This window comes from Paenibacillus aceti (assembly GCF_003614185.1).
Classification (GTDB): domain Bacteria; phylum Bacillota; class Bacilli; order Paenibacillales; family Paenibacillaceae; genus Fontibacillus; species Fontibacillus aceti.
On record NZ_KZ987724.1, the window covers coordinates 4,223,427 to 4,239,127 of the forward strand.

The window sequence follows — 15,701 nt, forward strand, 5'->3', positions numbered from 1 at the left end:
TTTCAATGGGCTCTCCATCGCGACAAATCGGCAGCCGGGAACCGGACTGCCGAAATATAAAGTTGCTTATAAGAATAGATATGATTACTGTGATGCTGAAATGTGCTTATTATTGCGCTGCTGCAGAATTATCCGCTTCAGATTCAGATTCATTACGGGACTCCGGTAAGAGCAATTGCTCCGGCTTCGTATCTGGGTCCGCCCAACTGTCGATCATTTGCTTGGCGAACTCAAGATCCTCTTTATTTACAGCATCATAATAAACGCCATTCTTGCGGAAGCCCTCGCCCATGATCGTGAACCCTTTGATCGTCGGCGAATCGCCTAACATGACTTGCTTGGACAGATCGATAATCTGGCTCGGCATCATATCGGTCTTGAAATTCTCGCCCATCAGATCCATTAAATCAGGAATCTTCGAGACCTGGTCCAGCTTCATCATCCGATTCACAATCGCATTCAGGAAGATTTGATGCCGCCCTGTCCGGTTGAAGTCACTATCCTCGCGGTATCTTACATAATTCAAGGCCTCTTCCCCGCTATAAATCGGTTTATTCGCCTTGATTGTGAACTTCTCGTGATACTTCTGCTTATTGACGATATCCTTCGTAATCGGCAGTTCAACTCCGCCTAAAGCGTCAACCACATCACGCAGTCCATGGAAATTGATCGCGGCATAATAATCCACGGGATGATCTAGCAGTCCTGTAACGGTGTCTTTGGCCATTTTCGCTCCGCCGAAGGCATAAGCATGGTTGATTTTATCCTCACTGCCTTTACCTACAATCTCGGTATAAGTATCCCGAGGGATCGAGACGAGCAGCACCCGGGATTCCTCTGGACGGACGACCGCATAGATCATCGTATCCGAACGAGCCGGTTCATTATCCCGCTGGTCCACGCCCAGAAGCAGCATGCTGAACGGCTTGAACTTCTCCTCGACTGACACCTGTTGAGGCTCCTTCTCCTCCTCGACCGGAGCGTAGGATTTCTCCAGCTTCTTCTCCACCTGGCCCGACAGGAACAGATCGAAGGCCACGACCGTCAGCTCTTTCCTGAAGATATATCCTCCTACCCCAACGACTAGAAGCACCGCCAGTGCAATCAGCGCCCGTTTACCTAGATTACGCTTTTTGGACTTGGCCTTGGATGATTTGGCTTTATTTTTTAAATGTTGTTTTCGTTCTAGCATCTTTGCCTCCAGATTTAAAAAAGTTAAATTAGACCGCTCATGATCTCTTCTTAATTACTGCGCACCCTAATCCTTATTATTGTAAACGGATATCTAGCGAAAAAAGCTACAAAAAAGACACGTTCCTCTTTTAAAGCAAAAAAATATTCTATCGTCTCGTAATATATCATATTTTGGAATTTGGATACAACTTCGCTTATTACACTGAGCTTACAATCTGCATAATAATAGCAAAGGCCTTGCTCTATTAATAGAGTAGGCCTTATCTCTTTTCCATAAATTTTATGTTGTCTAACTATGAAACTGGCTTCGCTTCATTATCCCAGTGGATAATGGCAAGCTACCTGCCGTCCGGGAACAACCTCAGTTAATTGAGGCTCTACTTCAGAGCATTTGCTCTGGGCGAAGGGACAGCGGGTATGAAAACGGCACCCGGAAGGCGGATTCGCTGGCGAAGGGACATCTCCCTGTAGCACGATCCGTTCCCGGCGATCACTAATTCTCGGCTTCGGAATTGCAGAGAGAAGCGCGGCGGTGTATGGATGCAGCGGCTTTGCGAATAAGCTCTCTGTCTCCCCGACCTCGACCAATTTACCGAGATACATCACACCAACCCGATCCGAAATATGTCGAACTACATTCAGACCGTGAGCGATAAATAGATAAGTCAGGCCCAAATCCTTCTGCAGCCTCATCAGCAGATTAATAACCTGGGACTGCACAGACACGTCCAAAGCTGATACAGCTTCATCCGCTACGATAAACTTGGGATTCAGGGCAATTGCCCGGGCAATACCGATCCGCTGCCGTTGACCGCCGGAGAATTCATGCGGATACCGATTTCGTCTTGAAGCGTCAAGACCTACGAGCTCCATTAACCGTACGACCTCTCGATCGATCTCGTTACTGGACATACCGCGATGAATACGCAAAGGCTCACCGATAATATTACGGACGTGGAAGCGCGGATTAAGCGATCCAAACGGATCTTGGAATATAATCTGCATTTCCTCACGCAAAGCTCTAAGCTCTCTAGAATTCATTGTCAGTAAATCCTGTCCATCGAAGTGGAGTTCGCCGCCCGTGGCATGCTGAAGCTGGAGAATCACCCGGCCCAGCGTGGATTTTCCACAGCCAGATTCACCCACCAAGCCGAAGGTCTCCCCTTGCTTGATCGTCAGCGAGACACCATCTACCGCCTTCACATGTCCTACAGTACGATTTAATATGCCTTTACGGATCGGAAAATATTTCTTGAGATTCTTGATTTCCACCAAATCTTTGGCCGGGGTCTCTTTCGTGACAATACTCATCTATCTATACCCCTCCTTTTACCTTACGCTGATTAGATTTGTTCACCTTGTTATCTTCGAACAGCCAGCATGCTGCGCGATGATCCTGCGTAATCCAATAATCGCTCGGCTCTTGGCTTCGGCATATATCCATAGCATGGGGGCAACGCGGATGAAAACGGCAGCCGGTTGGAATCTGCCCTAATCCCGGAATACTCCCTTGAATTGTAAATAACTCTTTGCCGCGGTCCCCATCCAATCCCGGGATCGATTGAAGCAATCCAACGGTGTACGGATGAGACGGGTTATTAAAGATCTCCTGAACGGTACCTTCTTCTACGATCACTCCCGCATACATAACCGCGATCCGGTCAGCCATCTCCGCAGCCACACCCATGTCATGGGTAATGAGAATAATCGACATCCCCAGCTCGTCTTTTAAGTTCCGCAGAAGGTCCAGAATTTGTGCTTGAACCGTTACATCGAGCGCAGTTGTCGGCTCATCGGCAATTAGCAAGTCCGGTCTGCAAGCCAGAGCGATCGCGATCACGACCCGCTGACACATACCTCCTGACAGCTCATGCGAGTACTGCTTAGCCCTAAGAGCGGGGTCTGGTATGCCGACCAGCCTTAACAGCTCCACCGCTTCCTTCCAGGCTGCACTATCGCTTAATCCGCGGTGAAGTCTAAGACTCTCTGCAATCTGATCTCCAATGGTGAATACAGGGTTCAAGGCGGACATTGGGTCTTGGAAGATCATCGCTATTTTATCGCCGCGAATTTTACGCAGCTCATCCTGACCTATCTGAGCCAAATCCTTGCCATGGAACTCAATGCTTCCTTCTAATACCATGCCTCCGGCATAATCAATCAATCGCATAATCGACAGCGCCGTCACACTCTTACCGCTACCTGACTCACCAACCAGACATAAGGTTTGCCCCTTCTCTAACTGTAGCGATACCTTGTCGGTCGCTTTGACAATTCCCTTCTCAGTTACAAAGCCGGTTGTTAAATCTCGGATTTGTAGTATTCTTCCCGCCATTTGTCCAGCCTCCTCCGGGATATCATAACTTTATGTCTAGGGTCCATGGCATCACGAATCCCGTCGCCGATAAAGTTCACTGCCAATACCACAATCAGAATACATAAACCAGGGTAAACCGCCTGCATAGGATCAACCAGCATAAACTCCTGAGCATTGCTGAGCATAATCCCCCAGCTTGTCATAGGAGCTTGGATTCCTAATCCAAGGAACGAAAGAGCTGATTCAGCCAAGATGGCGCCGCCTACCATCAATGTTGCGTTAACGATAATCGGAAAGCTTGCATTGCGTAGCAGATGACGGAAAATAATCCCCCAGTTGGAGACACCAATCGCTTTAGCTGCTTCAACATATTGCATTTCACGCAACTGCAGGAATACGCCGCGTACAAGCCGTGCTACACCCATCCAGCTGGTCAAGGAAAGAATCAAGATCATATAAACAAACTTCGATCCGAATATAGCTAGCACCAGTATGTTAATAAATAAAGTCGGAAGCGAGTACATCACATCGATGATACGCATAAAGATCGTATCGATAATACCGCCAAAATACCCTGAAATGGCCCCGAGTATGGATCCAATACAGACAGCAGCTACAGCTACAGAAAATCCAACCATCAACGAAGTTTGACTACTATAAACAAGCCTGGAGAAAATGTCTCGGCCCAGTTCATCTGTCCCTAGAAGATGCCCTTCAGATCCTGCTGGTAAATTAGCGAACATATAATCGATATAAGTTGGATCATGTGGAGCAATCAGACGGGCAAATAAAGCGACTAAAATAAAGAAGCCAAGCACGATCAATCCGATAACAGCAAATCGGTTACGAGAGAATTTGCTCCAGAATAGACGCCATGCACTTGATGGAGCGTCTGCAGCCTTGGTAGCTTCTCCCGAACCCAGCTCAGGAGTACCGAGAGATGGATCCAAATTAAGCTCTGTCATGCCGCTCTCCCCCCCTTACGTCCCAGCTGTACACGGGGATCAACAATCGCGTATAGAATATCAGCAACAAGATTCCCAATAATGACCATGACAGCGGTTACTATAGTGATGGCCATTAACACTGAATATTCCCGCGCCAGAGCCATCTCAATAAATAAACGCCCCATCCCTGGCCAGTTAAATACCCGCTCTGTTAAAGTCGCTCCGCCAACAAGAATTGGCAGATCCAAACCGAGAACCGTTATAATCGGAATTAGCGCATTGCGCAGGGCATGACGAAATACCACCTTCCGCTCCGGAACCCCCTTCGCACGAGCTGTACGAATATAGTCCTGATCCAGCACTTCAAGCATGCTTGAACGTGAATATTTCACATAGGAAGCAAGGAAGCCCAAAGAAAGAACCGTTACAGGCATGAGTAAATGCAGGATCAAATTGCCGATGTTGCCTTCCTCCCCCATGGTCCACATATCGGATAAAGGCAGTAAATTCAGCTTAAGCGCAAATAGCTCCTGTAATAGAATCCCGAACCAGAACGCCGGCATAGCAAATCCGACATAGGACACAAAAGATGCCACCTGATCGGAGATTCCATATGCCGAGGTACTATTATAGATCCCCCAAGGGATTGCGATAATCAAGGAGAGTAGCCAAGCAACCGCCATGAGTACCAGCGTATTGCCTACCGTTGGCCAGAGAATATCACCTACTGGAAGGTTATTCTTAAAGGTATAGCCAAGATCCCCCTTCAGCATGTCACCCAGCCAACGGATATATTGAATATGTAATGGCTGGTCAAGCCCAAGGTTATGAGCTTGTACTTTAAGAGCTTCCGGAGATAGACCCGGGGATAGCATAATCTGCGTCGGACCGCCTGGTGCTGCATGGATCAGACCGAAGGCGACTAATGTAATCAGAAACAATACTAGGACAGATTGAAGTAAACGCCGAACCAAATACTCTGTCATGTCTTTCCTCCTCAAGTTTTAGAGGTTACCCATCTTCGTCACTCCCAAGTATGGAAATAGAGGAAGGAGATTGGTCTCCTCCCCCTCCACACTGACACCGGTGGCGTAACCGCTGCTATATTATTCGACCCACCATTTAATAATATGGAAGAAGTATCCGTGAGCTCTTGTAGGCTCTGGAGCATCCTCCTCTGCATATTTAACCCGCGGGCCGAGTCCTTGAGGTGTTCCGTATTGATAGAGGAATACATATGGCAAATCGGTGGACAGCTCTTGAGCAGCTTCGGCATAGACTTCTTTACGTTTGTTCTGATCTACGGTCGAGTAGCCATCGACCCACAATTGATCCAGTTTCTCATTCTTATACCAGCCCATATTCTGACCTGCTTCCGGGAAGTAGTTGGATGAGAAGATACTCTCTTGGTCAGGGTCCGGATTCGTCAGGGACCAACCGAGCAAGATAGCCTCAAATTTACCCGGTGTCAGATTCTGTTCGGCCCATGCCGAGAAATCAATCGCCTTCGGAATCAACTCGATGCCCACTTCCTTCAGGCTTTGCTGAGCGATCGCTGTAACTTGCTCACGACGGCTGTTACCTGTGTTGTATTGTAATTCGAATGAGAAGCGATGTCCGTCTTTTTCTAAAATTCCATCTTTACCAGCGACCCAGCCATCTTCTGCGAGCAGCTTCTTGGCGGCCTCTATATCATAAGCATAGTTCACTGCCTTATCGCCTGGATCAGCCCAGGAGCCCGGCAGGAATGGCGCGTTCATCAGAATAGCGGTTCCCTTCAGTACATTATCGACCATACCTTGACGGTTAAGCGCGTGAGCAATCGCCTGTCTGGCCTTCTGGCTTTCGAATGGAATGAACTTATCCTTGAAGTTATTCTTATCGAAGTTGAAACCGATGAATTCATAGGATGCGCCTGGTTTATTGGAGATTGTAATCCCCTTCTGCTTCTTCACTGCATCCAATTGAGTCAATGGAATAGATGTGACAGTATCTACATCACCCTTGAGCAAGGCTTGAACCTCTGTATTCTGATCCGCATAAATCTTGTATATTACCTTACCGATATGCGGCTTAACTTCGCCCCAATAGCTTGGATCTGCTTCAAATGTCAAGTATTGCTTCTGCTTCCACTCAGTCCACTTCCAAGGACCATTCGTTACGGTCTGGGCCGGATCTACACCGTACTTGCTCTTCTTCAGTTCTGTAGGAGGAACATCCTTCAGAACATGAGCCGGCACCAACGAGAAGTTAAGCGCATAACCGAACGGAGCATAGACTTCTTTCATATGAATCTTTACAGTCTTCTCATCAACCTTCTCGATCTTGTCTACTTTGTCATATTGGCTGATGCCTGGTGCACCAACTTCTGGATTACTAATGGTATTAATCGTAAAGATAAGGTCATCGGCAGAAACAGGCTTGCCGTCATTCCATGTTGCCGCTTCCTTTAATTTAACCGTGTAAGTCTTCCCATCCTCCGAGATTTCTGGAAGGCTCTCTGCGAGAGACCAAGGCTCCACGACAAGATTACCAGCGCGGTCCAAATCATAAACTTTCGCGAAAATTAATAGCTCAGTATCTGCTGAAGGCGTATCATTGATAAATATTGGGTTAATACTTACGATGTCCGAAGGGCTACTGAACGTGAACGTTCCTCCATCCTTAGGTGTACCTGTATCCCCTGTGTTCTCGACCTCACCCTGCTTATTATTATCTGTCTGCTGATTCGTGTTCTGCGGCTTATTATTGCCTTCCCCGGACTCGGTCTTCGAGCCCCCGCAGCCTGCCAGTAAAGCACCGAATAATGAGAGTACCATGAATAGAGATAACCAATACCTTTTCCTTTTCTTCGCCATTCTTACATTCCTCCCCTTAAATGAATGATCTTCTTACAACCATGCTTCGTTGCTTCCGATTCTCTGTGTACTACTCAAGCCCCCTCGGTAGAATCATTGCATCTTCGATGGTTATACAATGAAGAAATATATTATAAAATAATATATCCGATAAGTATGATGCACTAACTTGGTTTTGTATTTTTGAAAAAAGCTGTTGTTTGTTAAATTTTATTAAGAGTTGTAGGGAACGAGAAATCGATAAATCATACATAATCTAAAGTGTGGGTATCACATAAGATGTAAAGAAAGGTAAGAGTTTCGTGGATGTATATTGCATAAATAAACCAAAGGTCAATTGAATATGCAGTCATATCTTAGAAGGTATTCGCAACTTTTTTTAATTTAGTTAATAATATAACCTAATTCCCCTAATATTCCAAGTCTTTTATTATATTTTTTAACGCTTCATTTTAAATATTTTCTATATATTAACACCGCTTGCGTAAGAGAGCCTCAAATCACAAAAAAAGTGCCAAACGCTAAGCGTCTGACACTTTGGTATTTCTATATTACTCCGTAGTGTACGGAAGCAATGCGACTTGACGAGCGCGTTTGATCGCAACTGTCAAGAGGCGTTGGTATTTTGCGCTAGTGCCGGTTACACGGCGTGGCAAAATTTTACCGCGTTCGCTGATGAATTTCTTCAACAGCTCAGTATCTTTATAGTCAATGTGAGTAATCTTATTCACAGTGAAGTAGCACACTTTACGACGTTTGTTACGTCCGCCGCGGCGAGCCGGTCTCTTGTCGTCTCCGCCTTCTCTTTGCTTGAAGCTCATGCTTTTCAGTCCTTCCTAATTAAAATGGCAAATCGTCATCCGATATATCGATCGGTTTCCCGTCGTCAGAGAATGGATCATCCTGTTGATTGCCGCGCGAATAATTACTATTATTGCTACGGCCTGCGTTACCGCCTCCAAAAGGATTATCCTCCCGTTGTCCACCACCAGCTCCGGCTTCACGGTTTGATTCCAAGAAACGGACATTATCAGCAATGACTTCGGTGACGTAGACACGTTTACCTTCGTTATTTTCATAATTCCGCACTTGAATGCGTCCTTCTACAGCAACCAGACGACCTTTACGCAAGTAATTCGCACACGTCTCAGCAAGCTGTCTCCAGGTTACAACTGGAATAAAGTCTGCTTCGCGTTCGCCACTTTGCGAGGTGAAGGGTCTGTCAACAGCTACAGTAAACTGAGTAACAGCCACTCCGGATGGTGTATATCTTAGCTCCGGATCCCGGGTAAGACGTCCGATTAGAATAACACGGTTCAACAATCAAATCCCCTCCTTCGGGCAAATGTTCTTTACTAAACTGGATTACGTATTAGGCTACGTCTTTTGTAATGAGATAACGGATAACCTCGTCGGAAATCTTCAAAATCCGTTCAAGTTCTGCAACAACATCAGGAGTTGCTGTGAAATTCACGAGCACGTAAATTCCATCACGAATTTTGTTAATCTCATACGCAAGCCGGCGTTTGCCCATTACGTCATGCTTAGTAATTTCACCGCCGTTTTGGATGATGCCTTGGAATTTCTCGACTGTAGCTTGAACAGCTTCTTGTTCAAGATCTGGACGAAGAATGTACATCACTTCGTATTTGCGCATTTGTGTCACCTCCTCTTGGACTATGGCCCCCAAATCACTTCGCTTGGGAGCAAGGAACGAGCATAAACTCGAACTATACTAATATACCAAATCAGAAGCGCCAACGCAAGCTCACACATGATTACGGGTCAGCCTGCGCACAATAAAATGCAAGCTCAAAAATGAGGGTTTCAGCATCAAGAAGTTTGAAGCCAGCTGGGACTGCATCATTTTTGAAACAACCTATAGAAAGGAGAATTTTACCTATGGGCGAGAAAACCGAATATGAAGAAGGGGACAAGGCTCCAAACCCGGGAATGTACACGGAGGTGGGCGAAGCACGGAGCTTTCATACCCAGATTCAGAATCCGAAGCGGATCAGAATGGAGAAGGGCGACACTTTCCCAGAGACAAGCAATAAGAACCGCAAATGGAAAAAGGCCGAAAAAGCCCGTGTCCATTGATCTTGTCCCCATTGCGGCCTAGCGTAAATGGAATATCCGAAATTTTATTTGTCCAAACCGCATAAAAAGGGGTAGGCCCGAGCATAATACACTCAGACGGCGTTGCGCAGAGAGGTGTGGTTCCGTTGGGCCAATCAGCGAGTAACAACGCTTTAGGAGTCTTATTCACTGTCGAGAGTAGAAACCAAGATAATAACGGGTTATTGAAGACCCCTCTTCGATAAGACGTGCTGCGATTCATCGCATATCGACGTTTCTGAGTTCGTTAGAAAAAGAATTCCATTAAGCTTCGCCGTCAACCAGAAAAGGACCTGTAAAAAGGGTCCTTTTCTTTTTTGCGTTTATCGTTTGGGCTGGCCCGTATGGCCCGTGGCATTTGCGTTTTGGCCTGGCGCGTACCGGCCTATGGCTGTGGCTAACGAAACTGGGGATCGCTATTGCCCTGCTTTACTCCCTTTTCACCTGAATTTGCCACGAATAAGGTTATGGTGTTTCGTTAGAGATATCAGATATCAAAAAACCTCCTACGTTTAATTCACGTAGAAGGTCATTATTGGTTGTATCTATGGCGGAGAGGGTGGGATTCGAACCCACGCACGCCTTGCGACGCCTAGTTGATTTCGAGTCGCATACCTGCGTATTGATTTCGGAAATTGTCCGAACTATCAACGTTCAGTTTGCGAACACATACCGGACTGACTCCGATACTGCTACGTTGTTCCAATTATCTACTATTATAATAGAAGAAACTAATCAGTCAAGCGTAGCATTTTACATTTTATACCTTCGAGTCGTGGAAACTATCTAGATTTAGCGAGTGCCTGTCGACGGCCCCTCGACGGTACCCCTTGGGGGTAATGCGTTACCGCGATAAAGCATACGGATGATACCTAGGTGATTGATAATCATGTAGATGTAACCCACACCGCCGGAACCCGCGCCCCGTCTAAGTTCTCGCCATTTGTCCGCGTATACAGAGCGTAGGATAAGCGATTATTTGCACTATTATACATAATTCTGGCGCACCCAGCCGCTTGACCCCCGAGTTTGCAGGCGCGTGTCTGCCGGGAGCTGCGTGCAGGTGAATCGCGTTATTAGTCCGATTTAATCCGAAAATAAAGCGCCTGTAACACGCATGATTACACGTTATCACAGGCGCACATATCTCGGACTCCCTACGTCTTAGCTCGCTTTTTCTCCGTTAATCATCGCATCTAATTCGCTGATCTCCGCGCGAATCTCTTCGTCAGTCTTAACTCGCGTCTGAACGGTATCACGCATATCCTCAACGACAGTACGATCGGTGAGCAATCCGTATCGACGAAAGAATAAGTCGAGCGCTTTAACGGAAGGAACTCCGTTTGCTCCTCCGCGAATCAATTTCATTAATTGAACGTAAGCTTCCGAACGCATTGCGTCGAGATTACGTTCAGATAAGTAGTTAACGTAAGCTGCGAAATGCTCTTGCGATTTCCATTCGAATAAAGTCGAGCGAGCAATTCCTAACTCGTCCGCGAGCTCCTGCATTGTCTTCTTCTTTCCACCCTCGCCTAGCAACTCGCCCCATTCGTTCTGAACAAATAGCTGCGCGGCCTTCTCTTGCTGCGGTGTGAGCTGCGCCTCTAATACCTTTCGTTGTCTACTCATCAATATCGTCCTCCTCTATAATCTTGTTCGCGGCATCAATCGCAGCCTGTAACGCGTCCGGATCGGCCAATAGGCGCCTGGCTTCCTTCTTCGCGTCCATATCGTATTTACCGTATTGATCGAGCAAGTCATGATCTAAGCTGTCATCCTTCGTCATCCATTCGATATAAATACGAATCTTGCGCATCTCGTCGCTTACGTTAATTTCTTCGGTTCTGCCCGCGTCAATCATTTCGGTAATATGCTTCATCGTATCCAGTACAGCCCCGGCCCCAAGCGCATGTACTCCACAGAAAAAGCCGACGGAGTGATCCAGCAATCGAACCGCCTCAACGTATTCGCCAAGCTTACCCGTATCAATCCGCGTCACTTGTCCGGCCGCTAGGATCGACGCATATTTAACCGCGATTGCTCGGAACGGCTGCAGGCGCTCCACTAGCGCAAGCGATAACGGAATATCTACGAAATCTTCTCGCTCCGGCGGATCGGGCGTAAGTCCCTGTTCGATACGGATTTGACGCAGGCGCTCCGTTAATGCCGCGATGTCAACACGAAGCTCATCATTCGTCATCCTCTTCACCTCCCTCTAACGCAAGCAGCGCAGTCGTTACCGCGTCGTCCAGCGCTCGTAAAACGGATAGTCGCGTATCGGCATCAGGCAACGCGGATATAACTGCGCTGATAGTTGCGGTAAGCTCCGTGTATGGTTGCGCGAGGTCTATCGTACATTCGATTAAATTACGTTGAATCATGCGATTCCCTCCGTTTTTAAACACACGAAAAAGAGCCCGCATAATTGCGAGCCCCTTTCGAATATGTTCGTTATTATTTTCCGAGCTGCGCTTCTAATTTCGCGATTTCCGCCTCGGCTGCGGTTATTTTCGCTTGAATATCGGCGATTTCATCCTGTGCCTTTTTTAGCTTTTCTTCCGCGCCAGATGTATCCATCTTTATAACGTCTTCACCGGCTTCTTTATTCCAGGCTTCGGCTCTTTCGATTGCTGATTCAGCCTGTTTTATTGTTTCTTTATTACCGTCAATCGTAGCTTGCCAAAAGACGATATTATTTCGCAGTGTATTGATTTGGTCTTTTACCTTTAGTTCCTTTACAACTTCTTCCTCTGTGCGGTTTATAGTTTCAGGCATTGTTAACTGTACCTCTCCTTTCTCAACCTTAACCGTGTAGCCGGATGCCTCTGAAAAGCTCCGAACTGGTGCATAAGTCGTTCCGTCTATTACTACGGCATCTTTCACGGCCTTTCCGTTTACAGTAACCGCGATTACGCCCTGTACCTTCTTTCCGATTAACGAACTCGTTGCGGCGGATACAACTGCGGTCAGTGAGCCCACTAATACTATTGAAGCAACTAACGAATAAACAAGTTTTTTCATAATTCTACCTCCGCTATCATGTTTATCCGTAGTATACATCATAATTGCTATTTTGGGATGTTTACTATCGCGAGTGTTTGGCCGGTTGTACTATATAACTTTAAGTTTCGCGTAGAAGTATCAAACGTCATATTTGTCGCCGTCTCGCTCTTACTCGGTTTATCGCTTATTAAGCTTCGTAAACTATACAATTCGCTTTGCAACCCGTCGACATTCGAAATAGAGATACCTGTCGCGCCTCTTCCAAATTCTACGGGGTCCGAAAAATATGTTCTTCCTTGTACTTGAACCGTCCCTCCGACAGCCGCGAGAAAAAGGTTTCCGGAAGCGGCTAACGTCATTAGGCCCGGCTGCCCGTTCAAATAGCCATCAAGCCCTCTGGAACTCGAAAAGTGAATTGCATTTGATCCGTGTTGATTATTTTGGCTTATCGAAATGCGGACGGTATTACTCGAATCGTATACGCGCCATCCTCGAGAGTCCGTCTCCACACGCTCCCCACTCAGGGCCGTCCTCATGAGCGCGCCAGTTATTGTGCCACCAGTCAGCCCGCCCGACATGCTTTCCATATCAATAATTGGATACTTAACGACCTCATTGATTTTTTCTCGACTTAGCAACTTTGCTCCGAACGCATCCATACGGTATAAAGTAAGATCGCCCCCAATATCCCCGCCGGCCAAACTTTCAAACACGCCTTTAATTAATGTCCTCGGGTTTTTAACACCCGCAAGATTTGACGCAGTAGCTAATTCAAGCGCTTTGTCAGACTTACATCCACCTGCAACAAGGTGTGTGAAACCCTTCTTACCTATTCTCTTTTCATCCTTAAACCCGGTATTATAATTAAATGAGTGGGAAACGGTTCGTCCACGCGAATCAATCTCAAAGCAAGCCACCCCGAGCAAAGACTCCCCTACTTCTTCTGCTGCTTTAACTTTCTCTGGCGTCTCCATCAGGATTTGACGGTATCTTTGTTTTATAATCCGCTGTAAATTAAAAATTGATTTCACTTTTTCGCGTCTAAATGAACTAACCACGTCAAGCGCGGCGGATAGGTCGCCACATATAAACAGCAAATACTGGTCAACCTGCACCAATTTTTCAATCCCTTTAGCGCCTCTGCACCGTTTTCCGTCAATAGTGTGTGAAATTGCAGTATCCGCTCCGACAATAATGTGATCCTCGCTTTGCAAAAATACGCATAAGCTCAAATAAACCCCTCCCAAATTAAAGTAAAAGCGGACCCAAAGGCCCGCCAATTCATCCGTTTAATCAATTTAATAGTCTATTCTGTAGCCTTACTAGCTTCACGCTCACGGGCATCCTGGTTTATCCTCCGCCAAAAATCCCTTTGTTCTTCTGTCCACTCAAACGGGTCATTCTGTTGCTTTGGGTTTGCATCCTTCTTGATTTCTTCTTTCGGTCGCTCGTCTTCGTGAGCTGCGAAATAATCGTCTGTCCGATTTATATAAGACCCGTAATAAGTTCCCAATGTATCGTTAACCGCACCGCGTACAATTTCGTTAAAAAAGGCCGTCTGATCCAAGGCGGTGGCTGTCTCTAACGAGTCTCTAGCTGCCCCGGCTTCCGGAGATTCGTATTTCGAGGTTAATCCGCTAAATTGCTGCGATAAAGCATACCGAGTTTTGGCGAGTTCACCAGGCTCCTCTACTGCGAGAATCGATCCAGCCAACTCCCCGAACTGTTCAGAAACTTTATGCGCGAAGTAAGGTTCTTCGATTCCTTCGATAAACGCCGTTAGTTTGGCCGCCGCTGATTTCGCGTTATGTGTTAGCATAATCTCCGTTTTAAGTACGCGCAGGGCTTCGTCGAAACGATCGATCTTCGTTGCGTCCGGCTTCGGAATCTTTGTATAAATTACTTCCTCGGCGTGCTTTCTAGCTTCGGACAAGTGCGCGCGGAACTCTTGGCGACGCTTATATACTTGCTGCATAAGTTCTTTACCGCGCTTTTCCTTAATCTCAGAGACTTTGTTTGTTTGGCCTTCCGGAGATAGATTGCGGTCTTCTTTAACTGCGGTGATCTCTTTGCGGATAGCGTCGTTAAACTCTCGATAAAAACGTGTATTGTCATTCCGTAATTCGTGCGCTTTCAAGATACTTTCTTTAGCTTTTTGCTGGCTCATTGATCATTTTCCTTTCTTATTTGGATTGTAGTTATTTCCGTTTAATACCGTCCGGTAACTCACGTCGATTTTTGATATTTCTTATGTCCATCTCTTTTACGAGTGGAAGGTTATAGTCCTGTTCAATCTCTGTAATGTAACGTGTCGTTCGTCTCTCTGCGTTACTTTCTCGATCTTCAAGTTCGGCAATTTCGCGACGAAGAGGGTCATATTTGTCAACCAATTCGTAAAAATCAAGTAATGCGTTGTACATATCACTCCGGGCGGACGCGAGTCTCCCAACAATAGGCGCAAGCTCTTTTTCGCGAACGCCATTAATAAAGTTTTCATTCCAATCAAGCGCAAGATCGAGCGCCTTAACTCGTCCCTCTTTCGACTTCTCAACTGTATAAGCAAATGCAGCGTCACGGAGTTCCTTCGCTTCCTGGACGGCCTTTTCTGCCTTATCAATAGCTGCCGTCGATTTTGCACGCTCTGCGGACAAGTCTACTCCTTCCTCAAACTCTCTCCGCAATAACTCCTGTTTCTGTGCGAGTTCCTCTGCTAGTTTATCCTCTGCGGCCTTCACGCTGGCCTCATGTTTGGCGCGCAATTCCATAAAGCGTCCTGCGTATCGTATTTCTCTTTCAGTTCCCATTTAATCATTGTTTGAACACTCCTCTAATAAAGTTAATAATTCGGGCCCACCTGTTCGGATTCTCTGGCATCGGTTCCTCGGTATCTTCTGCTCCCTCTTCTTCCTCCGGTTCGTATAACTCCGCAAGTATTGGGTAAATAGGGGAGTCCGGCTCGAATTGCCGATATAACGCGCTTAGATTATGACGGGAGGTAAGCGAAACGTTCACGCCCGGCACCGCCAAAAACAGCTTAAATAGCGTGTCGTTGTCGGTTTCTATATCCACCGTATCGAGCTTATGAACGTGCACTGTACCTAACACCGCATCAATCAACGCCAGTTCCTCATCGTCGCCCACTGCTCCGATATGTTGGTCCGCGTGTGCCCCGTTTTCGTCAAAATAATTAATTGCGACGAGCTTCTCCGGCCCGAAATTGACGGTTATCACCTGAAACAGCGGCCTCATACACGCACCTCGTAT

18 protein-coding genes are annotated in these 15,701 nt (G+C 46.6%); 1 reads left to right on the forward strand and 17 read right to left on the reverse strand.

Annotation, left to right across the window (positions count from 1 at the left end; translation table 11 throughout):
- Nucleotides 1-109: 109 nt before the first annotated feature.
- The 9 genes from BFJ94_RS18915 to rpsF all read right to left on the reverse strand — a co-directional run bounded on the left by BFJ94_RS18915 (nucleotide 110) and on the right by rpsF (nucleotide 8,973).
- Entirely contained in the window at nucleotides 110-1,192 is a 1,083-nt protein-coding gene (locus tag BFJ94_RS18915; RefSeq protein WP_120464049.1) for an LCP family protein, read from the reverse strand.
- Between the two features lie 317 nt (nucleotides 1,193-1,509).
- The gene (locus BFJ94_RS18920; RefSeq protein ID WP_120464050.1) at nucleotides 1,510-2,505 is read right to left on the reverse strand and encodes an ABC transporter ATP-binding protein; all 996 of its coding nucleotides are present in this window, start codon (nucleotides 2,503-2,505) and stop codon (nucleotides 1,510-1,512) included.
- A 4-nt stretch (nucleotides 2,506-2,509) separates the two neighbouring features.
- Nucleotides 2,510-3,529 (reverse strand): ABC transporter ATP-binding protein, encoded by a 1,020-nt coding sequence (locus BFJ94_RS18925; protein WP_120464051.1) that lies wholly within the window; start codon nucleotides 3,527-3,529, stop codon nucleotides 2,510-2,512.
- Entirely contained in the window at nucleotides 3,496-4,476 is a 981-nt protein-coding gene (locus BFJ94_RS18930; protein ID WP_120464052.1) for an ABC transporter permease, read from the reverse strand. The genes BFJ94_RS18925 and BFJ94_RS18930 overlap by 34 nt, the downstream gene beginning before the upstream one ends.
- Complete coding sequence (locus BFJ94_RS18935) at nucleotides 4,473-5,444, reverse strand: ABC transporter permease (protein WP_120464053.1); 972 nt, start codon at nucleotides 5,442-5,444, stop codon at nucleotides 4,473-4,475. Before BFJ94_RS18935 ends, BFJ94_RS18930 begins: the two co-directional genes overlap by 4 nt.
- A gap of 120 nt (nucleotides 5,445-5,564) precedes the next feature.
- Complete coding sequence (locus tag BFJ94_RS18940; protein ID WP_120464054.1) at nucleotides 5,565-7,316, reverse strand: ABC transporter substrate-binding protein; 1,752 nt, start codon at nucleotides 7,314-7,316, stop codon at nucleotides 5,565-5,567.
- Nucleotides 7,317-7,867: 551 nt separating this feature from the next.
- On the reverse strand, nucleotides 7,868-8,137 hold the full coding sequence (rpsR, locus tag BFJ94_RS18945) for a 30S ribosomal protein S18 (protein WP_120464055.1): 270 nt from the start codon (nucleotides 8,135-8,137) through the stop codon (nucleotides 7,868-7,870).
- Nucleotides 8,138-8,156: 19 nt separating this feature from the next.
- A complete protein-coding gene (gene ssb / locus BFJ94_RS18950; protein WP_120464056.1) occupies nucleotides 8,157-8,639 on the reverse strand; it encodes a single-stranded DNA-binding protein in 483 nt (160 codons plus the stop codon).
- Nucleotides 8,640-8,688: 49 nt separating this feature from the next.
- Nucleotides 8,689-8,973 carry a 30S ribosomal protein S6 gene (gene rpsF / locus BFJ94_RS18955; protein WP_068778621.1) on the reverse strand — a complete coding sequence of 95 codons (285 nt, stop codon included), beginning with the start codon at nucleotides 8,971-8,973 and terminating at the stop codon, nucleotides 8,689-8,691.
- A gap of 245 nt (nucleotides 8,974-9,218) precedes the next feature.
- Between rpsF and BFJ94_RS18960 the strand changes: the two genes are divergently transcribed.
- On the forward strand, nucleotides 9,219-9,416 hold the full coding sequence (locus BFJ94_RS18960) for a YjzC family protein (RefSeq protein WP_120464057.1): 198 nt from the start codon (nucleotides 9,219-9,221) through the stop codon (nucleotides 9,414-9,416).
- Between the two features lie 1,182 nt (nucleotides 9,417-10,598).
- On the opposite strand, the gene BFJ94_RS18965 is transcribed toward BFJ94_RS18960, so the two are convergent.
- From BFJ94_RS18965 to BFJ94_RS19000, 8 genes are all read right to left on the reverse strand, one after another.
- A complete protein-coding gene (locus tag BFJ94_RS18965) occupies nucleotides 10,599-11,063 on the reverse strand; it encodes a phBC6A51 family helix-turn-helix protein (protein ID WP_120464058.1) in 465 nt (154 codons plus the stop codon).
- On the reverse strand, nucleotides 11,056-11,634 hold the full coding sequence (locus BFJ94_RS18970; protein WP_120464059.1) for a Rossmann-fold NAD(P)-binding domain-containing protein: 579 nt from the start codon (nucleotides 11,632-11,634) through the stop codon (nucleotides 11,056-11,058). The genes BFJ94_RS18965 and BFJ94_RS18970 overlap by 8 nt, the downstream gene beginning before the upstream one ends.
- The gene (locus tag BFJ94_RS18975) at nucleotides 11,624-11,815 is read right to left on the reverse strand and encodes a hypothetical protein (RefSeq protein ID WP_162944342.1); all 192 of its coding nucleotides are present in this window, start codon (nucleotides 11,813-11,815) and stop codon (nucleotides 11,624-11,626) included. Before BFJ94_RS18975 ends, BFJ94_RS18970 begins: the two co-directional genes overlap by 11 nt.
- A gap of 73 nt (nucleotides 11,816-11,888) precedes the next feature.
- The gene (locus BFJ94_RS18980) at nucleotides 11,889-12,455 is read right to left on the reverse strand and encodes a stalk domain-containing protein (RefSeq protein ID WP_120464061.1); all 567 of its coding nucleotides are present in this window, start codon (nucleotides 12,453-12,455) and stop codon (nucleotides 11,889-11,891) included.
- A gap of 47 nt (nucleotides 12,456-12,502) precedes the next feature.
- Entirely contained in the window at nucleotides 12,503-13,669 is a 1,167-nt protein-coding gene (locus tag BFJ94_RS18985) for a hypothetical protein (protein ID WP_120464062.1), read from the reverse strand.
- Nucleotides 13,670-13,743: 74 nt separating this feature from the next.
- Nucleotides 13,744-14,604, reverse strand: a complete 861-nt coding sequence (locus tag BFJ94_RS18990; protein WP_120464063.1) for a hypothetical protein — start codon at nucleotides 14,602-14,604, stop codon at nucleotides 13,744-13,746.
- Nucleotides 14,605-14,635: 31 nt separating this feature from the next.
- Entirely contained in the window at nucleotides 14,636-15,202 is a 567-nt protein-coding gene (locus BFJ94_RS18995; RefSeq protein ID WP_162944343.1) for a hypothetical protein, read from the reverse strand.
- Between the two features lie 43 nt (nucleotides 15,203-15,245).
- The gene (locus tag BFJ94_RS19000) at nucleotides 15,246-15,686 is read right to left on the reverse strand and encodes a hypothetical protein (RefSeq protein WP_120464065.1); all 441 of its coding nucleotides are present in this window, start codon (nucleotides 15,684-15,686) and stop codon (nucleotides 15,246-15,248) included.
- Between the last annotated feature and the right edge of the window lie 15 nt (nucleotides 15,687-15,701).